Below are 23,261 nucleotides of genomic sequence, written 5' to 3'. Positions count from 1 at the left end.
CTTGCTTCTTGTACTACTTCTGTCTATGTAAATCTTTCAAAGAACTCTTTCTTTCAGTGCTTGTCAGGTGGTGTTCCTGATTTGCGGGTGCAAAGGTACAGCTTTTTTTGAAACTACCAAAACTTTTCGAGAGAAATTTTCATTTTTCATGCATTTTTTTGGTCGCTCTTGACAAATATCAACTTCAAAAATGCTGACACATTATTATATATTATATAGACAGACCGGCATATCCCTAAAAACCATGAGTTAACTCAAAACCCTTCGTGAATTAACTCAAAACCCTTTTTGAATTAACTCACCGCATTTTTTGAGTTCAGAAGAGACTACCTACCCAACTAAGAAATGACTACGTTAATTTCTGATAATTGTTTTGTAGTTTAAGGGATTTAAATTACTTTTGCATTATCAAAAGAAGTAGAACCATCAAAAAGGAAAAAAAGCAAAATGAAGAAAGTAATGGTAGGAATTGCCGCTTTGGCGTGTATCGCAATGACAAGTTGCGGCAATATGGGTCAGGTACTCGGTGCCATGACCAATGGTACTGGTGTAGTAAATGCCATCACAAGTGTTATCGGTCTTGATAAGGTAAAACAACAGAATCTGATTGCCACATGGAAATATGCTGGTCCTGGCTGCGCATTTACCAGCGAGAACCTGCTGGCCAAAGCTGGTGGTGAAGTTGCCGCCGTACAGATTGAAGAGAAATTACTGCCCTACTACCAGCAGGTTGGCCTCTCAGCCAGTAACACATATATCACCTTTAACGAAGATGGCACCTTCTCTTCAAAAATAGCCGGCACTCCATTCAACGGCAAATACACTTTCGACGAGGCTACACAGAAAATTTCCTTAAAAGGATTACTGCTCTCGATGAACTGCTATGCAAAGAAAGAGGCAAATGGTATTTCTATCCTGTTCGAAGCCAAGAAGCTGTTGACTGTCCTCCAGACCATGTCGGCTATGAGCGGGAACAAAGATTTGCAAACAATTGGCGATTTGAGTAAAAATTACGATGGCGTACGTGTTGGATTCGATATGAAACGGTAAAATTTGCAAATATATGCAGAAATATTTGGTCGGTTGCGAAATTTTGTATAATTTTGCAACCGATTTCTGAATAAATATACTGAGATGAAAGTAAAGACCAACAGATTAGAAGCCCTGAGACTGATCATATCAAGTCAGCAGTTAGGAAGCCAGGACGAATTGTTGAACGCCCTCCAGAAGGAAGGTTTCAAACTGACGCAAGCCACACTGAGTCGCGATCTGAAGCAACTGAAGGTTGCAAAAGCCGCCTCGATGAGTGGCAACTACGTGTATGTACTGCCCAACGAGACCATGTACAAGCGAGTCAGCACGCCCAACAGCATTCGTGAGATGATGAAGGTACCTGGTTTTATCAGTATCAACTTTTCAGGCAACATGGGTATCATCAAGACACGCCCTGGCTATGCCAGTTCGATTGCCTGGAACATCGACAATAGTGATGTACCTGAAATCTTGGGTACCATTGCAGGTGACGACACCATATTCATTGTAATTAAAGAAGGCGTAAAGCATCAGGATGTGGTAGAAGCTCTGACTGATGTCGTGCCAAACATGAAATAAAGAAGAAAGAAATGGAAGAAGAAATTGAAGTCTTGGTAGCAGGACCTGAACACGAGAAGTACGTAGACACTATCCTCGACACCATTGCAGAGGCTGCAAAGGTGCGCGGTACAGGTATCGCCAAGAGAACGCATGAGTATCTGGCCAAGAAGATGATGGAAGCAAAAGCTGTCATCGCCCTGACCAAAGATGGTAGATTTGCAGGATTCAGCTACATCGAGACTTGGGAGAATCAGCAATATGTAACCACCTCGGGACTGATTGTACACCCCGACTTCAGAGGTAAGCATATTGCCAAGCGCATCAAGGACATGACTTTTACATTAGCCAGAACCCGATGGCCACACGCCAAGATTTTCTCGCTGACCAGTGGTGCAGCAGTGATGGCAATGAACACCGCATTAGGCTATCAGCCAGTTACCTTTGCCGACTTAACCGACGACGAGGCATTCTGGAAAGGTTGCGAGGGTTGTTGCAATGTTGACGTTCTGCATCGTACAGGTCGCAAATACTGCATCTGTACAGCGATGCTTTACGATCCAACAGAGCATCTGCCAGCAAAGATCTCCGACGATGTACTGGAGAGAATACGCAAAATTGATTCTGCTAGTGAATAGTGAAGGTTCGATACGAAGTATCAAATAGTAAATAATATAAAGCAACAAAGATATGGCAAACAAGAAAGTAGTAGTCGCATTTTCAGGAGGTCTTGACACCTCTTACACCGTTATGAAACTCACCCAGGATGGCTGGGATGTATATGCAGCCTGCGCCAACACAGGCGGTTTTAGCGACGAGCAGTTGAAGAAGAACGAGGAGAACGCCTTTAAGCTTGGTGCAAAGGCTTATGTAACCCTCGATGTAACCCACGAGTATTACGAGAAATCGTTGAAGTATATGATTTTCGGAAATGTGCTGCGTAACAACTGCTACCCAATTTCTGTATCAAGCGAGCGTATTTTCCAGGCTATCGCCATCGCCCGCTATGCCAAGGAGATTGGTGCTGATGCCATCGCCCACGGTTCAACCGGTGCCGGAAACGACCAGATTCGTTTCGACATGACCTTCCTTGTAATGGCACCAGGCGTAGAGATTATCACCCTGACCCGCGATAAGAAACTGACTCGTAAAGAAGAAGTTGACTACCTGAACGAGCACGGATTCTTTGCAGACTTCACCAAGCTGAAGTACTCATATAATGTTGGTATCTGGGGTACCAGTATCTGTGGCGGCGAGTTGCTCGATCCCACACAGGGACTGCCTGAAGAGGCTTACCTGAAGCATGTTACAGCCAAGGAGCAGGAGTCGCTGCTGAAGATTCAGTTCGACAAGGGTGAGATTGTTGCCGTAAACGATGAGAAGTTCGATGATAAGGTGAAAGCCATCCAGAAGATTGAAGAGATTGGAGCCAGCTATGCTATCGGTCGTGATGCCAACGTAGGTGATACTATCATCGGCATTAAGGGCCGCGTAGGTTTCGAAGCTGCAGCCCCCAAGCTCATCATCGAAGCTCACCGTCTACTGGAGAAGTCAACACTCTCTAAGTGGCAGCAGTACTGGAAGGATCAGGTTGCCAACTGGTATGGCATGTTCCTGCACGAGAGTCAGTATCTTGAGCCAGTGATGCCCGATATCGAGGCTATGCTTACCTCTTCGCAGCGCAACGTAACTGGTACAGCTATTCTGAAACTCCGTCCTTACGGATTTGAGACTGTTGGTATCGACAGTGCGAACGACCTGACCAAGAGTAAGCTGGGCGAATATGGTGAGACTCAGACAGGTTGGACAGCCGACGAGGCCAAGGGCTTCATCAAAGTTAGCTCTACCCCACTGCGTGTATACTACGGCATCCACAAGGACGAGAAAAGATAAGAATCACGGATTACACGGATAAATACCGATTTTATGATAAAGATTGGAATACTTGGTGCAGCAGGTTATACAGGCGGCGAACTCATCCGCTTGTTGCTGAACCATCCTGAAGCAGAGATTGTGTTTGCCAACTCAGAAAGTAATGCTGGCAACCTGGTATCGGATGTGCACGAAGGACTGATTGGCGACACTGATCTTAAGTTTACCAGCGAGATGCCTTTCGACAAGGTGGATGTGGTATTTTTCTGTTTCGGTCATGGCAAGAGCGAGGCATTCCTGAAGGAGCATACCATCCCCGCTAACGTCAAAATCATCGATCTGGCACAGGATTTCCGCATCAAAGGCGACCACGACTATGTGTACGGCCTGCCCGAGATTAACAAGGAGGAGATTATGAAAGCTCAGCACCTGGCTAACCCAGGCTGCTTTGCTACTTGTATCCAGCTCGCACTATTGCCTGCCGCTTATCTGAATCTGCTAAAAGAGGATGTGGCAGTAAATGCCATCACCGGTTCAACCGGTGCTGGCCAGAAGCCAGGCGCCACTACACACTTCTCGTGGCGCAACAACAACCTGAGCATCTACAAGCCCTTCCAGCACCAACACATCGCTGAGATTCGTCAGTCATTGAAGCAGATTCAGGGCTATCTTGACGCTGATATCGACTTTATCCCCTATCGTGGCGACTTTGCCCGTGGCATTTTCTGCACAGCAGTTATCAAGACACCTGCCCCAGTAGAAGATGTGATTGAAGCTTACAAGGACTTCTATAAGGATGCAGCCTTTACCCACTATAGCGACAAAGCTATCGACCTGAAGCAAGTAGTAAATACCAACAAAGCTTTGGTACATGTAGAAAAATACGGCAGTAAACTGCTCGTTACCTCTGCTATCGACAACCTGTTGAAGGGTGCTGTTGGCCAGGCTGTACAAAACATGAATATCATGTTCGGCATTGACGAGACTGCCGGACTGAAACTTAAAGCATCAGCTTTCTAACAATTAAAAGAAAGGAAACGACATGAAACTATTCGACGTTTATCCATTGTTCGATGTTAACATCGTAAAAGGAAAAGGTTGTAAAGTGTGGGACGACAAAGGTCAGGAGTATCTCGACCTTTACGGTGGACACGCTGTTATCAGCATCGGCCACTCACATCCCCATTATATTAGTAAGGTAACAGAACAGTTGCAGAACATCGGTTTCTACTCTAACTCTGTTATCAACAAACTGCAAGTACAGCTGGCTGAGCGTTTAGGCAAGATTTCGGGCTACGACGATTATCAGTTGTTCCTGATTAATTCTGGTGCCGAAGCTAACGAGAATGCCCTGAAGTTGGCCTCGTTCAAAACCGGCAACACCCGCGTGCTGAGTTGCGAGAAAGCATTCCACGGCCGTACCAGTCTGGCTGTCGAGGTAACAAACAATCCCAAGATTGTGGCTCCCATCAACGACAACCACCACGTACGTTTCCTGCCTTTGAACGATTTGGAGCCCTGGGTTCGCGAACTGTCGAAAGGTGGCGTAGCAGCTGTAATTCTGGAATGCATCCAGGGTGTAGGCGGTATCCAGATGGCCACACCTGAGTTTGCCCAGGGATTGGCTTACGCTTGTAAGCGTTATGGCGCCGTACTTATCTGCGACGAGATTCAGTGCGGCTATGGTCGTAGCGGAAAATTCTTTGCCCACCAATGGTTAGGCATCAAGCCCGATATCATCACCGTTGCCAAGGGTATCGCTAACGGATTCCCCATGGGTGGTGTGCTGATTTCACCAGAGTTCGAGCCTGTTTACGGACAGTTAGGCACCACCTTTGGTGGTAACCACCTGGCTTGTGCTGCAGCCTTGGCTACACTCGATGTATTTGAGAACGAAGGTCTTGTAGAGAATGCCCGCGAGGTAGGCGACTACCTGATGGAAGGCATTCGCAACATTGGTAGTTCGCACATCAAGGAGGTTCGCGGTCGCGGACTCATGATTGGTATCGAACTCGACATGCCACACGCCATGGTACGTAAGCCACTCATCAAGCATGAGCATTGCTTTACCGGATGTGCAGGTCAGAACATTCTGCGCTTGCTGCCACCACTCTGTCTCACCAAGGCAGAAGCCGACGACTTTATCGAAAGACTGATTAGAGTAAAACCCGAGGAATTATGAAAATTTCAGTAATAGGCGCAGGCGCCATGGGTGGCGCTACCGTCGAAGGTCTGATCAAAGGCCATCAGTTTAAGAACGAGGATATCACCGTAAGCGACCCTTCGCAGGCGGTTGTAGATAAGTTTGCCAAGTTAGGTGTTAACGTAACTACCGACAACCAGCAGGCTGCCAAGACTGCCGATATTGTTTGCGTAGTTGTAAAACCTTGGTTAGTAGAGCGTGTACTCACCGACATCAAAGCCGAACTCAACCCCAAGAAACAACTACTGATTGTAATTGCCGCAGGCGTTCCTTCAGCAAGCATCAAGGAATGGTTGGGTGCAAACTGTCCCCCACTTTTCCTGGTTATTCCAAACATCGCCATTGCCCAGTTGGCTTCGATGACCTTTATCGTACCTTGCGATACTACCCAGCAGCAGACAGAACTGGTTCAGGGTATCTTTAACGATATGGGAACGTCACTCCTCACCGACGAGCAACACTTGGCATCAGGTACCACGCTGGCCAGTTGCGGTATCGCTTATGCCATGCGCTATATCCGCGCAGCAGCCGAAGGTGGTGTAGAGTTAGGTTTCAAGGCCGATGATGCCAAGAAGATTGTGATGCAGACCATGAAAGGCGCTGTTGAACTGCTGGAAGCCAGTGGTATGCACCCCGAAGCTGCCATCGATCTGGTTACCACTCCTGGTGGTTTAACCATCAAGGGTCTCAACGAGATGGAACATGCAGGTTTCACCTCTGCTGTTATCCGCGGTCTTAAAGCAGGACTCAAATGAAACGCCTCCTTTATATTCTGCTTGTCTTATGCCTAAGCCTGACTGCAAAGGCGCAGGACAATGCCAACGCCCGCCAAGCCAAGCGTGTGTTTAATACCGCTTGGAACCATATCTATGGTAAGGAGGGCGTTACATTCCATTATAAGATAGACATTCTTCACGTATACAAAGAAGAAGGCACCTCATGGAATAAGGGCGACAAAGCCAAGTCGGAATATAAGGACTCCAAGATGTGGAACGACGGTAACCTCAAATATATTCTCCGCGAGAAGAAAGGCATCGTCGAGATTCACGACCCTAAAGTAAACAAGAAGAACGAAAAGCTGCAGATGTTCAAATTCGAACCCGACAGCTACAACTACTCTATCGCCAAGGATCCTGACGGTTTGTTGGTCACCCTCCAAGCCAAGCCTGGTGCCAAAGTAAAGATGAAAAAGATAATTGCCCTGCTCAATCCAGGCAATTACTATCCCAAGAAGCTACGTATAAAAGTTAGCATTTTCTGGGCCACTATCACTTTTTCAAACTTTAAGGCAGGTAACATCGACGATAGCATTTTCGTTTTCCCCAAAGAAAAATATGCGAATTACAAAATCATAGATGAACGATAAATAACATAGAACACATGGACGAGCAATTAAAGCAAATTGGAGAACGCCTTCGCGGTTTGCGCGATGTTCTCGACATTCCAGTAAGCGAGATGGCCGAGACAATCGGTATCGACTCAGAAAAGTACGAGAAGATTGAGAAAGGTGAGCTTGACATCACCATCTCAAACCTCATGAAGATAGCCCACAAGTATGGTGTATCAGCCGAGGAACTGATGTTTGCCGAGGCACCCCATATGAAGTCGTACTTTGTAGTACGTAAAGGTCAGGGCATGAGCGTAGAGCGCACCAAGGCTTACAAGTATCAGAGTCTGGTAAGTGGATTTGTAAACCACCAGGCCGATGTATTCATTGTAACTGTAGAGCCCAAGCCAGGCGCTCGCACCATTTACAAAAATACCCACCCAGGTCAGGAGTTCAACATGGTACTCGAGGGTAAGATGGAACTCTTTATCGGTGGCAAGACCATCATTCTCGACGAGGGTGACAGCATCTATTTCGACTCATCAAAGCCCCATGGCATGCTGGCCGTAGGCGACAAACCCGTGAAATTCCTCGCCTTTACAGTCGAAAAGAATTGAAGAATTGAAAGATTGAAGAATTAAATTTATGGTAGAAAGATTTTTAAAGCAGACACATTTTGAGTCTGTAGAGGATTACAATAAGAATCTGGAGTTTATCATTCCAGAGAACTTCAACTTTGCCTACGATGTGATGGATGCGTGGGCAGAGGAAGCACCCGAGAAGTTAGCATTGCTTTGGACCAACGATCAGGGCGAAGAGATACGTACCACCTATGGTGAGTTAAAGGAACAGAGCGATCAGGCTGCATCATACCTGATGTCGCTGGGTATCGGTAAGGGCGATCCCGTCATGCTCATCCTGAAGCGTCACTACGAGTGGTGGGTTATCATGTTGGCGTTATGTAAGATCGGTGCCATTGTAATTCCCGCTACCCACATGCTCACCAAGCACGACTACGTATATCGTAACACACGTGCCTCAGTAAAGGCCATCATCTGTGCTGACGATGACTATATCATCAGTCAGATCAAGCTGGCCATGCCTGAGAGTCCTACGGTAAAGCAATATATCACACTGCGCGACGAGGAAGGTTTCCACAACTGGAAGGCAGAATGGCAGCAGGCCCCCAAGTTCGAGCGTCCTGCCTTCGTTAATAACAACGAAGACACCATGATTATGTACTTCACCTCTGGTACCAGTGGCGAGCCAAAGATGGTTGCACACGATTATCTGTATGCCATGGGCCACCTCACCACAGGTGTATTCTGGCATAACCTGCACGAAGGCTCACTCCACCTCACCGTAGCCGATACTGGTTGGGGTAAGGCTGTATGGGGTAAGTTCTACGGTCAGTGGTTTGCCGGTGCTACCGTGTTCGTATTCGACCACGAGAAGTTTAATGCCGACACCCTGCTGCGCCAGATGGAGAAGTATAAGGTTACCAGTTTCTGTGCACCTCCCACCATCTACCGTTTTATGATTCGTGAGGATTTGAGCAAGTATGACCTGAGCAGTCTCCAGTATTGCTGTACCGCAGGCGAGGCCCTGAACCCCGCAGTATATGATAAGTTCTACGAGAAGACCGGCATCCGCATGATGGAGGGCTTCGGTCAGACCGAAACCACCATGACCCTCGGTACCTTCCCTTGGATGACACCAAAGCCCGGTTCGATGGGTATCCCTAATGCTCAGTACAATATTGATCTGCTGCGTGCCGACGGAACTTCATGTGAGGATGGTGAGAAAGGTGAGATCGTGGTACGCGTAGGCGATAAGAAGCCTATCGGTTTGTTTAAGGGCTACTACCGCGATGAGGAGAAAACCCGCGAGGCCTGGCACGATGGCATCTATCACACCGGAGATATGGCTTGGCGCGATGAAGACGGTTACTACTGGTTCGAAGGTCGTATCGACGATGTGATCAAGAGCTCAGGTTACCGCATTGGCCCATTCGAGGTTGAGAGTGCCCTGATGACTCACCCTGCCGTAGTTGAGTGCGCCATCACAGGTGTACCCGACGATATCCGCGGTATGGTGGTAAAGGCAACCGTTGTACTCGGCAAAGAGTGGAAGGACAAGGCTGGCGACGATCTCGTAAAGGAACTGCAGCAGCATGTTAAAAAGGAGACAGCGCCTTACAAGTACCCACGTATTGTGGAGTTTGTTGACGAACTGCCAAAGACCATCAGTGGTAAGATTCGCCGCGTAGAGATTCGCAAGAAAGACGCGGAGAAATAATGATGAAAGAATAGTTATGGCTGCACATAATGAGTTAGGGAAATGGGGCGAAGACAAAGCCACCGAATACCTACAGCATCATGGCTATCGTATAATAGAACGCGACTGGAAGTCGGGGCGTCGGGATATCGACATCATCGCCACAGACGGCAACGAAGTGGTATTTGTTGAAGTCAAAACCCGTCGCAACCGATTGTTCGGTGACCCTGAAGAGGCTGTCGACTACCGTAAGTTACAGAATCTCCGTCTGGCCATCAACCACTACATTAAGTACCGCCGTATCAACAGCGATGTCAGGTTCGATATTATTACTGTAGTCGGCACGATGGGTCAGCAACCAGAAATAGATCACATCAAAGATGTACGATTATATTAGAAGATGAAGAAAAGAATTGTTATCAAAGTAGGTTCGAACGTACTGACACGAGCAGATGGCAAACTGGACGTCACCCGCATGTCGGCGCTGGTCGATCAGATAGCTTGGTTGCGCAAGCAGAATATCGAGGTTATCCTTGTTACCTCGGGTGCCGTAGCCTGCGGTAGACGCGAACTCACAGTCGACCACTCGCTTGATTCGGTTGAACAGCGCCAGTTGTTCTCTGCTGTCGGTCAGGTAAAACTCGTAGGTCTTTACTACGACTTGTTCCGCGAGTTTGGTATTCACGTTGGTCAGGTGCTCACCATGAAGGAGAACTTCCAGCCAGGCGAGCAGTATCGCAACCAGCAGGCATGTATGACGGTGATGCTGGAGAACGATGTTCTCCCCATCGTTAACGAGAACGACACCGTATCAGTTACCGAGCTGATGTTTACAGATAACGATGAACTCTCGGGCCTCATCGCACAGATGATGAAAGCCGATTCACTGATTCTGCTCTCTAACATCGATGGTATCTATACCGGTCACCCCGATGATCCTTCATCGGAACTGATACAGACCGTTGCACCTTGCACCGACCTTTCAAAATTTATCCAGAAGGAGAAGAGTGCTTTCGGACGTGGTGGTATGCACTCAAAATACCACACGGCCAGCAACATACAGTCGGCAGGCATCCATGTTATCATTGCTAATGGTACCCGCGATGATATCCTGATCGACTTGATTGAAAGACCTGATTCAACACCTCACACTGAATTCCTAACATAATAGAGCTATGCAACTCAAAGATACATTCGAACGTGTAAAACGTGCCAGCAAGAGTCTGGCTCTGCTTACCGACGAGCAGCGCAACGAGATACTCAATGCCGTTGCCGATGCTATCATTAATCATAAGGCAAGAATCCTGGAGGCAAACGCCCAGGATTTGGCCAAGATGTCGAAAGACAACCCATTGTACGACCGTCTGCAACTCACAGATAGCCGTTTAGAGGGTATTGCTTCCGACATGCGCAACGTAGCCACCCTCCCCTCACCATTGGGACATGTCACCAAACAGAAAACGCTACCTAACGGACTTCGTCTATGTCGTGTCAGCGTGCCCTTTGGTGTAATTGGTATGATTTACGAAGCGCGCCCTAATGTTACGTTCGATGTATTCTCGCTCTGCTTTAAGAGCGGTAATGCTTGCATACTGAAAGGTGGAAAGGATGCCGACTGCAGTAACCGCGAGGAAGTTGCACTCATTCATGAGATATTGGAACAGTTTGGTGTATCCAAAGATGTGGTTGCCCTGCTGCCCGCCACTCATGAGGCTACAGGCGAGATGCTGAATGCTGTGGGTTATGTAGATCTCTGCATTCCACGTGGCGGTCGTAAGCTTATCGACTTCGTACGCGACACAGCTCGTATACCTGTTATCGAAACAGGTGCCGGTGTGGTAAACACCTATTTCGACGCCGAGGGCGACTTAGAGATGGGATGTGCAATCATTAACAATGCCAAAACCCGCCGTGTATCTGTTTGCAACGCACTCGACTGTCTGCTAATACACGAGAGCCGCCTGGCCGATCTGCCTGCTCTCTGCCAGAAAATGGCCGACAAGCATGTTATCATCTATGCCGACAAACAGGCATACCAAGCCCTCGATAGCAATTATCCTTTCTTGGAGCCAGCCACCGACGACAGTTTCGGAACCGAGTTTATGGATTATAAGCTTGCTATCAAGACTGTTGCTTCGCTTGACGAAGCTCTCGACCATATAGACCAGAACGGCAGCGGACATAGCGAAGCTATCGTTACGATGAACGAACAAACTGCCCGTAAGTTCCAGGCTCATGTTGATGCAGCCTGCGTTTACTGGAATGCCCCCACCTCGTTTACCGATGGTGCTCAGTTCGGTCTTGGTGCCGAGATTGGCATTTCTACCCAGAAGCTAGGCCCCCGTGGTCCTATGGCACTCGAAGAAATAACCACCTACAAGTGGCTCATCGAAGGTGAAGGACAGATACGTCCATAGGTTATATATAAGGAGGGAACAAAATGAAAAGAAACATTACTATATACCTACTATTCTTTGTGCTGCCACTTATAGTGGCGGCCCAAAGTCATCAGACCGAACTTGATCGGTTGACAAAGGAGATGTACCGTCTGTACTCCTCACACGAGGTTGAGCAGTTCATGAATATCACCGACCAACTGAAAGACGCTTGCCAGAAAGCGAAAGACGAAGATCTCTACTACCGGACCTGGGCCAACCAGGCCTCCTTTGCATTTTCAAAAATCAGCAGAGACAAAGGCATTGAGATAGCCAAGGCTCTGAACGAGTATAGCCAGCAACACGACAGCAAACTAGGTATATACTATTCGTCACTCATCACAGCCAGCCAGTCCAGCGTCCTCAGGATGGAAATACAGGCTGAGCAGAATTACTTAAAAGCCTTAAAATATAAACAATCTTTTTTGCCCCATATCAATGCCGCTCCGGCCTATTTGGGACTAGCAAAAATCTATCACAATCGCAGAGACCAGAAGAAAGTGCTCGAAATGGCCGACAAAGCCTTGAAAGAACCCAACCTCACAGGACCTTCGATTGTAGATGCATGGAGTTATCGATGCATCGCAGCCATGTATCATCAGGGAGCCAATCAAAAAACAGAGTTGAACAAGGCTTACGCGGAATGGAAAAAAGTCTCAGAGAAGTATCATTACCGTTCGCTCTTTGCTAACGATATTGAAATCTACCATGCCCGTGTTAACGGCGACTACGAGAAAATGCTCGAATTGGCCCAAAAAGTGAAGTTGCCCCAAGAACGAGCCCAGTTTATCTCTTACGCTTACGAATGGTTGGGGAAATGGGAAGATGCCCTCAAATACTTCAAAGAGTATAAAAGGGTTAGCGACTCCATCAACACGGCCGACATACGTAAGCAATCGGCAGAGCATACCATGCAGATGGACATCATCCGAGCCGAGAACGAAGCAAAGAAATTGAAGTTGCACAACCAGGAACTACGTTTGGAACGCCAAGCCAACGAACTGGAACAAGAACGCTTGGAGAAAGAAGCATTAGATCTGACACTTAAGAATCGCGACATTGAACTAAGCAATGCCGCCATAAAACTAAAGAACGATAGTCTGGACCGCCAGGCCCAACAATCGAAGTTGAGCGAGTATCAGTCAAAACTTGAATTGGAGCAGAACAAGGAAAGGATGGAACGTATCACCCTTTGGACAGCCATCGGTGTGGGCCTGCTCATTATCGCCTTCCTAAGCATCTACCTATACCGTCGTAGCCGTCACATGAAAGATCTGACTGTGGCCTACGACAAGTTGGAGACTGCCTACGAGCAGTTGGAACAGACCACCGCAGCAAAGGAGCGCATTGAGAGTGAGCTGCGTATTGCCCGCGACATCCAGATGTCAATGGTGCCACACGAATTCCCCGAGCGTCCCGACCTGGATCTCTACGCCTCGATGAACCCAGCCAAGGAGGTTGGCGGCGATCTATACGATTATCTGCTTGAAGATAACATCTTATATTTCTGTTTGGGCGATGTATCTGGAAAAGGAGTGCCTGCCTCACTATTTATGGCCCAGACCATCCGTCTGTTCCGTGCCTTAGCAAAGCAGCACATGATGCCAGCCTCCATAGCCACACGCTTGAATGATGAACTAACAGAGAAAAACGACAACGGCATGTTCGTCACTATGTTCATTGGTCAGCTAAATCTTACCAACGGCCAACTCCATTTCTGCAATGCCGGGCACAATCCCCCTGTCATCGGAGGCGATGAGCAGCAAGGTTCATTCCTTGAGATGGAGTCGAATGCCCCTATCGGTCTATGGCCGGAACTTGAATATATCGGCGAGGAGATTGCATCCATCAAGGGGCGTCCTCTCTTCATTTATTCCGATGGACTTAATGAAGCCGAGAACATCAAGCTGGAACAGTTTGGCGACGAGCATATGCTGGATATACTACGGCATACAAAATTCAAAGACGCCCGCCATGTAGTAGAACTGATGGAAGCCGAAGTGGAACGCCATCGTCATGGTGCCGAACCTAACGACGACATGACCATCATGTGCCTCAAAGCTTTGAGAATTGATAATTAATAGTTGACAATTGATAATTAATAATAAAAATATGAAGAGTTTTATCAACGTAGAAGACCTCGGTCCATTGGATAAGGCGATGGCCGAAGCATTTGAGATTAAGAACGATCGTTACAAGTATCAGCATCTGGGTAAAAACAAGACCCTGATGATGATCTTCTTTAATAATTCGCTCCGCACCCGTCTCAGCACCCAGAAGGCAGCAATGAACTTAGGCATGAATGTGATTGTGCTTGATGTAAATGCCGGTGCATGGAAGTTGGAAACCGAGCGTGGTGTGATTATGGATGGCGACAAGAGCGAGCATCTGCTTGAGGCAATTCCTGTAATGGGATGCTACTGCGACTTGATTGGTGTACGCTCGTTTGCCGGGCTTACCGACCGTGAGTACGACTATGCCGAGACCGTGCTGCAACAGTTCATCAAATATAGCGGTCGTCCCGTATTTGCAATGGAAACAGCTACAGTTCATCCCCTACAGGCCTTTGCCGATCTCATCACCATCGAGGAGCATAAGGTAGTAGAACGTCCAAAGGTAGTCCTCACTTGGGCACCTCATTGCCGTGCATTGCCTCAGGCTGTACCTAACTCGTTCGCCCAGTGGATGAACGCCGCTCCCGATGTTGACTTCGTCATCACCCACCCCGAGGGTTACGAACTCGATCCAAAGTTCGTAGGTAATGCCCGCGTAGAGTACGATCAGAAGAAAGCTTTCGAGGGTGCAGATTTCATTTATGCAAAAAACTGGAGTAACCCAGGTGTAACAAACCTTGCCGATTATGGAAAGATCACCAGCAAGGATATGTCGTGGACAGTTGACACAGAGCACATGTCATGGACAAACAATGGTAAGTTCATGCACTGTCTACCCGTTCGTCGTAACCTTATTGTAACAGACGATGTGATTGAGAGCCCCAACAGCCTTGTTATCCCCGAGGCAGCCAACCGCGAGATTAGCTGTTCGGTAGTTATCAAGCGCATGCTCGAAGCCCTTTAACCACAAACAATAATTCCCAATAACAATGCCCCGCGTCATCATGAATGAAGTGCGCGGGGCATCCATTACCCCAAAAACATCATGAAACATTATCTATACCTTTTTGTACTTTTAACCTTGGCATTTCTCGGTAGCAACAAGATCTATGCTGATACCGATAACATAGAACAGGAACTAGCCATGCGCGTTCAACAAGCGCAGGTAAGTGGCAGCGATTCCGACTTCTACAATGCTCATAAACTATTTCTCAACCACTTGGAGAAGAACCAAACTTGGGATAAATTCTACCGTGCTTGGATGAACCGCGTTATTTACGATGTTAACCACAAGCACTTCCACCGTGCCTATACTGAGATTCATCGCATTACCGAAGATATCCGCGATCGCCATCAGGAGAAATATCTGTATATCCCCCACATGTGTCTGGGTTTCTTCTATTTCGGCAGAAACCAACCAGAAATGGGTGAGACATACTTTCGTAAGGCTCTTCAGGGAGTAGATGCCAACAAAGAACCCATATCAGTATTCAATTGCTACCTATCTTTGGCTCAAGCACTTAGCGGCAACCATCCTACCGAGGCCATGGCATGCCTCGACAGTCTGCCAAAACAAATGCTCGATAACCCGATGTACGATAGCGGCGTGCTGGGCTTTCGTTGCATCATCGCCAACCGCCTAGGCGACCGCCAGGCATTCGACCGCTACTATGCCCGCTACGACAGTATTCGCCAGAATAATCCTGCAGGGTTTAATCCTGCCAACCTGTATCAGGTAATGGTTTGTCATTATATGTTGAAAAACGACTATAAGCACGCTTTGGCATGGTGCGACTCTGTTGATGTGCCGATGATGGCAAACGAGCTGCGACTGGATGTATATGAAAAGATGGGCGATTGGCAACATGCCTTCCGTGCCGCCGAACTCAAGGACAGTTTTCAACAGATTGACGAGCGCGAGGTGCTCGAGGATGATATCATGGATATCTCGCACGGCATCGATATGCTTCAAGCCGAACAGGAGAAAGGCGAACTGCGCCACAAGCAATTAATGTTGGGAGGTCTATTGTCTACAGTCATCATCTTACTGCTTATAGCCATACTTATCTATCGCTATTTCAAAAATCTCAAGTTGAAAGAGCAGTTCCATGAGTTACAGGAGGCCCGCCGTCGAGCTAAGGCCGGTCAGGCTATCCGTCGTGCCTTTGTAACAACCATCTTTGAAAAGCTCAAATCACCTATCAGTTCGCTGCTAAACTATGCACGCATATTCAACGACCCAGAATTCAAACTCAAACCCGAGGAACGCAGTAAGCGTTATCGCGATATTGTTGCTGCAGCCAAGAACATCGAATCGTTGATGGACCCTGTACTTGATTCTTACTCACGTGGCGATTTAGGAATTACTGATGAGGAGAAACGTGTTTGTCAGGATGCGCTCCGCTCGCCGTTACAGACACTGATTGGTACTGCAGAAGTTATCATCGATGCCGACGGACAGTTGCCCCACGATGAGTATATGCAGTTACGCTCAGCTATCTGCCGTGATGCCTACGATGTAGCTACATCTACCCGCAAGCTGATATTATTCAGTCTCTATGGCGATGCTTATCCTATCCCTATGAACTACGAGATTGGTCTTAACGAAATGGCACGTACCACTCTAAACAGTTACGACCAGCATTTCAAAACCCAACCCAAGAACATCGAGTTTGTAACAGATGTGGCCGACGATGAGAAGATTACCACCAATATGCTGCTGCAGGAGCTGATTAACTGCCTGCTCGACAATGTTGTAAAATATGCCACAGGCGATACGCTGCAGTTAAGCTGTCACACCCTAACCGATGGTAGCTATGCGATTGCTGTAAGCAACGAAGGCCCCACCATCCCAGCGAGTGATGCTGAGCATATCTTTGTGCCGTTTGTACGTCTGTCACCCGACGAGCATACACTTGGCGTTGGCTTGCCATTGGCCCGATGCTTAGCCACCTCGATGGGATACACCCTCACCCTCGACACCACTTACACACAAGGTGCCCGGTTTGTGGTTAGATTAAAATAAACAGTAATCCCCGTTCACAACAGAACGGGGATTACTGTATTTATTTGATGGCTGCCGCAATGATCTCGGCCATCTTCTTGGCCCCTTTTTCGTTGGGATGAATACCATCATCTACCACCTTATCGCCATCGTTTAGCATCAGGGCATGCAGATCGATAATCTGTAAGCCATACTGCTTAGCTACTTCCTGCTGGATGGGGATAATCTCGTCGGTAATCACCTTATCGTTGATATTCCAACTGGGCTTGAAGGCAGGGATGGGCGTACAAAGCAGGATCTTTGGACCTGCAGGCTGAGCTGCAGCCTTAGCCTTCTTCTTACCTTTCTTAGCTGGTTGGGCAAGGTCTGGGCGCAGGGCCTTAATCATCTGTTCCAAATCCTGCCTAAACTCTGAGCCATACTGCCAGTTCTCGGGCTTCGAGTCGTTGGTGCCGAGCTTAATCACAACCACATCGGGCTTAAATGCCAAGGCATCCTTCCAGGCCATCTCGTTCATATAAGGGAAATCACCCTTGTTCAACATGGTACGTGCCGAAACACCAAAGTTCTTTACCCAGTAGCCATCACCCAGGATACCCTGCAGTTGTGCCGGATAGCCGTACTTGGCACGCATATCAATACCAAAACCATCAGTAATGCTGTTACCGATGCAAGCCACACGGATAGCATCCTCCTTGGGGGCAGGAATCGACTTAAGCCAGTTACCTAAGTCCTGCAACAGTTGGTCGTGATACTTAAACCACGTGCCAAAGCCAAAGCCATGATCGCCCGAAGGGTAGATAAACAAGCTGCATTCATTACCGGCATTGCGCATAGCCGAATAATACTGTATACCATTGGTTACCACAGGCACCAAACGGTCGTCGTTAGCGCTGATGATACAAGCAGGTGGCGTGAGATGGCTGCGAACGGCATTCTGGGTTGAGTACTGTCCTATAAGTTTAGGATCCTTATACCCCTCTTTACCCAGAAAGTTGATGCACGACCACTTATGTGATACACGCTCATCCATCGAGATTACAGGATAGAATAGTATCGAGAAGTTAGGACGCACTTCATAAGGCGACATCGTTGAGATGACCGACGACAGATGTCCACCTGCCGAGAAGCCCATAATGCCCACATCGTTAGGATTAATATTCCAGACCTTAGCCGAGTCGCGAACGATACGGAAGCCTTGCTCCACATCTCCTACTGGAATGGTACGGTCACCATGCGGCAAACGATAGTTTACCACGAAATAAGCGATACCCTGTTTATTTAACCAATCGGAAGCCTGATAGCCCTCATGCGTATTCGAAAGCATAGAGTAGCCACCTCCAGGCACACCAACAATGGCTCTGCCTGAGGGATTCTCTGGAAGGAAACACACCATCTGAGCCTTTCCATCATCGGACAGGTTCAACGTAAACTTCTTTGCGGTCTGCGCCTGCATGGTCATAGCCAGCATCAGCAGCCCCGTCATGAATAGTTTTCTGTTCATAGTTACAACAATTCTTTATTTAGTCCTATTGTTAAAAAATGCCTCCACACGATCAGCCATATTCTGCCTGATATAAGGGTAGTAGAATCTTAGTTCCATGTGATGATAGTTTCCCGGAATACCGATTACAGGCATCGGTTCATCATTCTTATAGCCACCTATCAACAGTAACTTGCTCTTCGGGTCGAGTCGTGCCGAGAGCGTATCATTCTGATGCTCCTTGTCGTAATACACAAACGACGCGCCTACCGTATCTGTTCGCCAGTTAATGGGATTAATACAGAACAGATTACCCGCACTTACCACTGGTATTTCGCACTCTGGCGTCTTTACCGAGTTAAAGCAAATCGACACCTTGGTATCGTTAGCCTTGCAAGCCGGGCGCAAATGTCGGCAACATGCCGTATCTTCCTTCGTAATCCTATAACCTATAAAATAGGCAGCCACCATGCGGTCGGCCACATCATCCGGCATGCGCTTCATAATCTCCAACATAGCATGAGCCCCCTGACTGAAGCCTGCCAGTATAAAGGGGCGCCCCTGATTCAGATGTTTGATATAGTAATCCCAGCTCCGTACGCAATCCGACATGGCTAATGGCAAACGTGCAAGCGCAGTTTCGGTTGACGACCACGACTGTAGCGACACCTGACGGTAATAAGGCGAATAGTAATTCAGTTTGCCTGAATAAAATGAATCCACAGCATGCATCTCAATCCTCATCTGTCCACGCTGACCAGCATTGTAAGTGTCGGCAAAATGGCAGGTATCACTACCTATCATATGGTCGCCTGTTTCTGTAGAGATGATATAAAACAAATCGGCCTCACCCTGGCGGTTAACTATAAACCACTGGCTGGGATCATCGTAATGCGGTGATGGGGGAATTGGACCGATAACCGACTGACTATCACTATCCCACGAACCGAAGAATAGCGAAGCGCATACGCAAGAAAGCGCAACAAAAGCCGTTTTTAGTCTATTCGTACACATATAATTGACTAATTTGCGTGCAAAAATACAAATTTCAAGCGAAGTTAGCAAATAAATCGCAAAACTTTATGTAAATTTGCACGCAAAAACAACTAATAAACAATATGATTTCATTTGAATGTGACTACAACAACGGGGCTCATCCAAAAGTTTTGGAGAACCTGATTAAATACAACGATGCCAAACCAACCCCTTATGGTTTTGATGAGTTTAGCGAACGCGCCAAAGAGCGCATCCGTGTAGCATGCGGATTGCCCGATGCTCAGATATTCTTCCTCACCGGCGGCACCCAGACTAATGCCACCACCATCGACTCGATGCTGTATCAGTACGAGGGTGTGATTTGTGTTGGCAGCGGTCATATCAACGTACACGAGGCAGGTGCCGTTGAGTTCACCGAACATAAAATCATCACCATTGCCGATAACAATGGTAAGATGGAGGCTAAGACGCTCGACAAGTATCTCGACGACTATATGCACGATGGCAACAAGGATCACGCCGTTCACCCAGGTCTGGTATATATCACGTTCCCCACCGAGTTTGGTACACTCTACACAGCCAAAGAGCTCGACGACATCTATCAGGTATGCCAGCGCTACGAGATACCTCTCTATATAGATGGAGCCCGTTTAGGCTATGGCCTGATGGCAGAGGGCAATGATATCTCCCTGCCCTATCTGGCCCGCCACTGCGATGTGTTCTATATCGGTGGCACTAAGATTGGTGCCCTTTGCGGCGAAGCAGTCGTATTTACCCACAAAAATGCCCACAAGCACTTCTTCTCTATCCAGAAGCAGCATGGTGCCGTGATTGCCAAAGGTGCCCTGATAGGCTTACAGTTCGATGCACTGTTTACCGATGATTTATATTTTAAGCTCTCTGAACATGCCATCAAGATGGCCATGCGCATGAAGCAGATTTTTATCCATAAAGGTTTCGAGTTCTATGTCGACTCACCCACCAACCAGCAGTTTGTGATTATGGACAACACATTGGTTGAGACACTGAGTCAGAAGATGAAGTTCACCCATTTCGGTCAAGCCGACAAATACCATACCATCTGCCGATTCGTAACCAGCTGGGCCACCACCGAAGAAGAATTAGACGAATTAGAGAAGATACTCGGATGAAGAACCTATACTATAAATATTACCCTACAGCCGCAATTATTCTCTGCGCCATTATCATCTGGTGTTTCTTTCAGTTCTGGTATCCCTATCACTTCTTCTTCCAGGAGCAGAATCAAATATTCCTCTGGTCGTGGGATTATATCTCCACCTATACTGATAAGTCAGGTGGATTGGCAGGTCTTGTGGGTGATTTCCTCACACAGTTTTATTACTACCTGTTTGCAGGAGCTACGATCCTTACCGCTTGCCTGCTCATCATCGCATGTCTGCTTTACAAGGCACTCACCAACTTTAAGGTTAGCAAACCTGTTGCCCTACTGTTGGCATTATTTGTAATGGTATTTGTGGCTGTATGCCATTTCAGCACCAGCTATCGCCTCCCATCAACAATCTCTATCATGGGATGGCTGCTCTTATTATGGGGGGTATCAAGCATCCGAAAAAACGCCCTGAAGCTGTCGGTATTAGCTTGTGGCTTGCTCCCCTGTTATCTGCTGTTTGGCAGTCCTGTCATCAAGCAATTGCAGATGCCAGATCTGGTTTTAGAGAAGGATTTTGCTGTCGACTGCGAATACCACTTTGGCCATTACGATAAAGTGATACAGATGGTAGAGAGTCAGGACCGATGGACCGACCAGATGGTGTTCTTCTACAATCTGGCACAGGCACAACGCGGTCAGCTGCCCGACCACCTGCTCAAGTTCACTCCCACCCAGTTGGGTACCTTCTACAAGATTGGTCCCGAAACGCCCATGCTGATTATCCGTAACATGAACGAGCTGTATTGGGCCTTAGGCGATATGACCTTTACCGAGCGTGCAGCCATGATGACGAACGTGTTCTCGCACAACAACCGTAACGTGCGAATGATGCAACGTTTGGCCGAGTGTAATTACGTGAGTGGTGATTCGTTAGCAGCCGAGAAATACTTACGTATTCTCGACAAGACATTTGTATATGCCCGTTGGGCCGATAACGTTCGCCAGAACGGCAAGACCATCTATCAGCAGAAGATGCAGATGGTAAATCGCCACGACACCATATCGACAACCGACAATGCCCACCTGCTCATGATGCAGTTGCTCGATGCCAATCCAAACAACACCATAGCCTTGGATTACATTCTGTGCAGCACACTGGTATTAAAGGATATTGCCAGCTTTAAGCGCGACTACGACCGCTATTGCATCGACACCAACAACCCACGATTAAAGACACTCTACCAGGAGGCACTTTGCATTTGGCTGGCCGGTACCAATGCGCCACAGCAGGAGTGGGAGATATACATCAAGCGCGGCGATGTCTTCCAGCGATTCCAACAGTATAACCTGCAACGTGGTAATCCCAACTTCAAGGATACTTACTGGTATTACTTTGATAAGATAAAAGCACCTGAAATATGAAAAAATTACTTAACCTACTCACTATACTGATAGTACTTACCTCTTGTACACCCACCCCTGAGAATGTACAGGAGAGCAACACTCTACCACCTATTTATCCCGACTACTGTGATGTAACTATTCCACAGAATATAGCCCCGCTCAACTTTCTGCTGCGTGCCGATTGCGAAGCCATCGAGGTAAAGGCTGGCGACATCACCATCAACACCCGTGGCAACGAGGCCGTATTCGACATCGACGATTGGAAGGCCCTGTTGCAACAATCTGCTGATAAGAGCATAGAAGTGAATGTCAGTGCCCTTATCAACGGCCAGTGGATAGCCTACAAGCCCTTCACCTGGCAGGTAGTAAGCGACAAGGTAGATCCCTATCTCACCTACCGCCTCATCGAGCCCGATTACGAGATATGGAACAACGTACAGATTCAACAGCGTTGCGTAGAAAACTTCGATGTAAACGCCTTGGGACATTACGAGCAGTTGGAGAACCGCTGCATGAACTGTCACACGTTTGCCAATCAGAACCCACAGTTATCCATGATGTACGTGCGTGGTCCTGGTGGCGGTGCCATTCTGAATGAGAACGGCATACTCAGCAAGCTGAACATCCCAGGCAGTGTTTACTTCGGATTCAGTCCCACAGGCCGCTATATCACCTATTCTACCCAGAAGATTATTCCCGCTTTTCATAGCGACCCCAGCAAGCGATTAGAAGTGTACGATTCGGAGTCGAATGTATGCGTGGCCGATATGCAGGAGCATCGTATCTTTACCTCACCACTGCTTTCCGACAGTCTGAAGTTCGAGACATTCCCTACCTTCTCGCCCGATGGCAAGTACATCTACTACTGTGCGGCCGATAGTGTGAGTCTGCCTCACGACATCAAACAATTGCAATACAGTTTGGTGCGCATCGCCTTTGACGAGAAAACGGGCACCATCGGCACTCAGGTAGATACACTCTACCAGCAACGCAGTGTATGCCATCCACGTGTCAGCCCCGACGGTCAATACATTCTTTATACCGTAGCCGACTACGGCACCTTCCCCATCTGGCATCCAGAGGCCGATTTGCAGATGATGAACCTGCAAACAGGGAAGATTGATACACTTGGCATTGTGAACAGTGCCAAAAGCGATACCTATCACTCGTGGAGCAGCAATAGCCGCTGGTTCGTGTTTGCCTCGAAACGCGACGATGGTCTGTATGGCAAACCCTACTTCTGCTATATTGATAAGCATGGTAAAGCCCACAAGCCTTTCTGCCTGCCACAGGCACATCCTTCGTTCTACGACAACAATCTGAAGTCGTTCAATGCGCCAGAGTTAGGAAAAGGCAAGGTGCCGTTCGATGTTGAAGATGTGGCCAAAGCAATGAAAAAAGAATCCGTGACCTTTAAATAGTCA

General features: G+C 47.7%; 21 protein-coding genes. 19 read left to right on the top strand and 2 right to left on the bottom strand.

All coding sequences use genetic code 11. The features are described from left to right. Positions 1 to 447 precede the first annotated feature (447 nt). The 16 genes from BLR73_RS09005 (at position 448) to BLR73_RS08930 (ending at position 16,843) form a co-directional block, all read left to right on the top strand. On the top strand, positions 448 to 1,050 hold the full coding sequence (locus BLR73_RS09005; protein ID WP_041386157.1) for a DUF4923 family protein: 603 nt from the start codon (positions 448 to 450) through the stop codon (positions 1,048 to 1,050). A gap of 84 nt (positions 1,051 to 1,134) precedes the next feature. Then, positions 1,135 to 1,611, top strand: coding sequence for an arginine repressor (argR, locus tag BLR73_RS09000; protein ID WP_013064565.1), 477 nt, complete (start codon positions 1,135 to 1,137; stop codon positions 1,609 to 1,611). A gap of 11 nt (positions 1,612 to 1,622) precedes the next feature. Next, complete coding sequence (locus BLR73_RS08995; protein WP_091861217.1) at positions 1,623 to 2,228, top strand: GNAT family N-acetyltransferase; 606 nt, start codon at positions 1,623 to 1,625, stop codon at positions 2,226 to 2,228. Positions 2,229 to 2,280: 52 nt separating this feature from the next. Next, positions 2,281 to 3,483, top strand: coding sequence for an argininosuccinate synthase (locus BLR73_RS08990; protein ID WP_028904042.1), 1,203 nt, complete (start codon positions 2,281 to 2,283; stop codon positions 3,481 to 3,483). 33 nt (positions 3,484 to 3,516) lie between these two features. Beyond that, entirely contained in the window at positions 3,517 to 4,482 is a 966-nt protein-coding gene (gene argC / locus BLR73_RS08985) for an N-acetyl-gamma-glutamyl-phosphate reductase (RefSeq protein ID WP_013063858.1), read from the top strand. 22 nt (positions 4,483 to 4,504) lie between these two features. Further along, complete coding sequence (locus BLR73_RS08980; protein WP_013065706.1) at positions 4,505 to 5,644, top strand: aspartate aminotransferase family protein; 1,140 nt, start codon at positions 4,505 to 4,507, stop codon at positions 5,642 to 5,644. Continuing rightward, positions 5,641 to 6,420 carry a pyrroline-5-carboxylate reductase family protein gene (locus BLR73_RS08975; RefSeq protein WP_091861215.1) on the top strand — a complete coding sequence of 260 codons (780 nt, stop codon included), beginning with the start codon at positions 5,641 to 5,643 and terminating at the stop codon, positions 6,418 to 6,420. The genes BLR73_RS08980 and BLR73_RS08975 overlap by 4 nt, the downstream gene beginning before the upstream one ends. After that, positions 6,417 to 7,031, top strand: a complete 615-nt coding sequence (locus tag BLR73_RS08970; RefSeq protein WP_091861212.1) for a hypothetical protein — start codon at positions 6,417 to 6,419, stop codon at positions 7,029 to 7,031. The genes BLR73_RS08975 and BLR73_RS08970 overlap by 4 nt, the downstream gene beginning before the upstream one ends. 14 nt (positions 7,032 to 7,045) lie before the next feature. Continuing rightward, a complete protein-coding gene (locus BLR73_RS08965; protein WP_013064828.1) occupies positions 7,046 to 7,609 on the top strand; it encodes a helix-turn-helix domain-containing protein in 564 nt (187 codons plus the stop codon). A 28-nt stretch (positions 7,610 to 7,637) separates the two neighbouring features. After that, complete coding sequence (locus BLR73_RS08960) at positions 7,638 to 9,290, top strand: AMP-binding protein (RefSeq protein WP_013064503.1); 1,653 nt, start codon at positions 7,638 to 7,640, stop codon at positions 9,288 to 9,290. A 16-nt stretch (positions 9,291 to 9,306) separates the two neighbouring features. After that, positions 9,307 to 9,666 carry a YraN family protein gene (locus BLR73_RS08955; protein ID WP_013065319.1) on the top strand — a complete coding sequence of 120 codons (360 nt, stop codon included), beginning with the start codon at positions 9,307 to 9,309 and terminating at the stop codon, positions 9,664 to 9,666. Positions 9,667 to 9,669: 3 nt separating this feature from the next. Beyond that, entirely contained in the window at positions 9,670 to 10,437 is a 768-nt protein-coding gene (proB, locus tag BLR73_RS08950) for a glutamate 5-kinase (protein ID WP_091861209.1), read from the top strand. A 7-nt stretch (positions 10,438 to 10,444) separates the two neighbouring features. Then, entirely contained in the window at positions 10,445 to 11,686 is a 1,242-nt protein-coding gene (locus BLR73_RS08945) for a glutamate-5-semialdehyde dehydrogenase (protein WP_091861206.1), read from the top strand. Positions 11,687 to 11,709: 23 nt separating this feature from the next. Further along, complete coding sequence (locus tag BLR73_RS08940) at positions 11,710 to 13,785, top strand: SpoIIE family protein phosphatase (protein WP_233456388.1); 2,076 nt, start codon at positions 11,710 to 11,712, stop codon at positions 13,783 to 13,785. 31 nt (positions 13,786 to 13,816) lie between these two features. Next, a complete protein-coding gene (locus tag BLR73_RS08935; RefSeq protein WP_074760348.1) occupies positions 13,817 to 14,782 on the top strand; it encodes a Rossmann-fold NAD(P)-binding domain-containing protein in 966 nt (321 codons plus the stop codon). Between the two features lie 81 nt (positions 14,783 to 14,863). Next, entirely contained in the window at positions 14,864 to 16,843 is a 1,980-nt protein-coding gene (locus BLR73_RS08930; protein ID WP_091861203.1) for a sensor histidine kinase, read from the top strand. Between the two features lie 40 nt (positions 16,844 to 16,883). Here the strand turns inward: BLR73_RS08930 and axeA1 are convergent, their stop codons facing one another. Beyond that, a complete protein-coding gene (gene axeA1, locus BLR73_RS08925) occupies positions 16,884 to 18,326 on the bottom strand; it encodes an acetylxylan esterase AxeA1 (protein ID WP_013065432.1) in 1,443 nt (480 codons plus the stop codon). A gap of 15 nt (positions 18,327 to 18,341) precedes the next feature. Next, entirely contained in the window at positions 18,342 to 19,319 is a 978-nt protein-coding gene (locus BLR73_RS08920) for a DUF3089 domain-containing protein (RefSeq protein ID WP_091861200.1), read from the bottom strand. 104 nt (positions 19,320 to 19,423) lie between these two features. Here BLR73_RS08920 and BLR73_RS08915 point away from each other — a divergent pair, with 104 nt between their 5' ends. From BLR73_RS08915 to BLR73_RS08905, 3 genes are read left to right on the top strand one after another with little or no spacing between them, the layout of a single operon-like run. Then, the gene (locus BLR73_RS08915; protein ID WP_091861197.1) at positions 19,424 to 20,452 is read left to right on the top strand and encodes a threonine aldolase family protein; all 1,029 of its coding nucleotides are present in this window, start codon (positions 19,424 to 19,426) and stop codon (positions 20,450 to 20,452) included. Continuing rightward, entirely contained in the window at positions 20,449 to 21,855 is a 1,407-nt protein-coding gene (locus BLR73_RS08910; RefSeq protein WP_091861194.1) for a DUF6057 family protein, read from the top strand. The genes BLR73_RS08915 and BLR73_RS08910 overlap by 4 nt, the downstream gene beginning before the upstream one ends. Continuing rightward, positions 21,852 to 23,258, top strand: coding sequence for a TolB family protein (locus BLR73_RS08905; RefSeq protein ID WP_091861191.1), 1,407 nt, complete (start codon positions 21,852 to 21,854; stop codon positions 23,256 to 23,258). Before BLR73_RS08910 ends, BLR73_RS08905 begins: the two co-directional genes overlap by 4 nt. Positions 23,259 to 23,261 lie beyond the last annotated feature (3 nt).

The organism is Prevotella sp. khp1 (assembly GCF_900102205.1).
GTDB lineage: Bacteria > Bacteroidota > Bacteroidia > Bacteroidales > Bacteroidaceae > Prevotella > Prevotella ruminicola.
Note: the sequence above shows the minus strand (reverse complement) of the source record. Positions and strands in the feature narration are given on the sequence as shown.

Bases quoted from the DNA above. Each gene is read 5' to 3' on its own strand.
- argC (WP_013063858.1), top strand. From the start codon at position 3,517: ATGATAAAGATTGGAATACTTGGTGCAGCAGGTTATACAGGCGGCGAA.
- BLR73_RS08945 (WP_091861206.1), top strand. From the start codon at position 10,445: ATGCAACTCAAAGATACATTCGAACGTGTAAAACGTGCCAGCAAGAGT.
- BLR73_RS08970 (WP_091861212.1), top strand. From the start codon at position 6,417: ATGAAACGCCTCCTTTATATTCTGCTTGTCTTATGCCTAAGCCTGACT.
- BLR73_RS08910 (WP_091861194.1), top strand. From the start codon at position 20,449: ATGAAGAACCTATACTATAAATATTACCCTACAGCCGCAATTATTCTC.
- BLR73_RS08975 (WP_091861215.1), top strand. From the start codon at position 5,641: ATGAAAATTTCAGTAATAGGCGCAGGCGCCATGGGTGGCGCTACCGTC.
- BLR73_RS08965 (WP_013064828.1), top strand. From the start codon at position 7,046: ATGGACGAGCAATTAAAGCAAATTGGAGAACGCCTTCGCGGTTTGCGC.
- argR (WP_013064565.1), top strand. From the start codon at position 1,135: ATGAAAGTAAAGACCAACAGATTAGAAGCCCTGAGACTGATCATATCA.
- BLR73_RS08905 (WP_091861191.1), top strand. From the start codon at position 21,852: ATGAAAAAATTACTTAACCTACTCACTATACTGATAGTACTTACCTCT.
- BLR73_RS08920 (WP_091861200.1), bottom strand. From the start codon at position 19,319: ATGTGTACGAATAGACTAAAAACGGCTTTTGTTGCGCTTTCTTGCGTA.
- BLR73_RS08930 (WP_091861203.1), top strand. From the start codon at position 14,864: ATGAAACATTATCTATACCTTTTTGTACTTTTAACCTTGGCATTTCTC.
- axeA1 (WP_013065432.1), bottom strand. From the start codon at position 18,326: ATGAACAGAAAACTATTCATGACGGGGCTGCTGATGCTGGCTATGACC.
- proB (WP_091861209.1), top strand. From the start codon at position 9,670: ATGAAGAAAAGAATTGTTATCAAAGTAGGTTCGAACGTACTGACACGA.
- BLR73_RS08995 (WP_091861217.1), top strand. From the start codon at position 1,623: ATGGAAGAAGAAATTGAAGTCTTGGTAGCAGGACCTGAACACGAGAAG.
- BLR73_RS08990 (WP_028904042.1), top strand. From the start codon at position 2,281: ATGGCAAACAAGAAAGTAGTAGTCGCATTTTCAGGAGGTCTTGACACC.
- BLR73_RS08955 (WP_013065319.1), top strand. From the start codon at position 9,307: ATGGCTGCACATAATGAGTTAGGGAAATGGGGCGAAGACAAAGCCACC.
- BLR73_RS08980 (WP_013065706.1), top strand. From the start codon at position 4,505: ATGAAACTATTCGACGTTTATCCATTGTTCGATGTTAACATCGTAAAA.
- BLR73_RS09005 (WP_041386157.1), top strand. From the start codon at position 448: ATGAAGAAAGTAATGGTAGGAATTGCCGCTTTGGCGTGTATCGCAATG.
- BLR73_RS08940 (WP_233456388.1), top strand. From the start codon at position 11,710: ATGAAAAGAAACATTACTATATACCTACTATTCTTTGTGCTGCCACTT.
- BLR73_RS08960 (WP_013064503.1), top strand. From the start codon at position 7,638: ATGGTAGAAAGATTTTTAAAGCAGACACATTTTGAGTCTGTAGAGGAT.
- BLR73_RS08915 (WP_091861197.1), top strand. From the start codon at position 19,424: ATGATTTCATTTGAATGTGACTACAACAACGGGGCTCATCCAAAAGTT.
- BLR73_RS08935 (WP_074760348.1), top strand. From the start codon at position 13,817: ATGAAGAGTTTTATCAACGTAGAAGACCTCGGTCCATTGGATAAGGCG.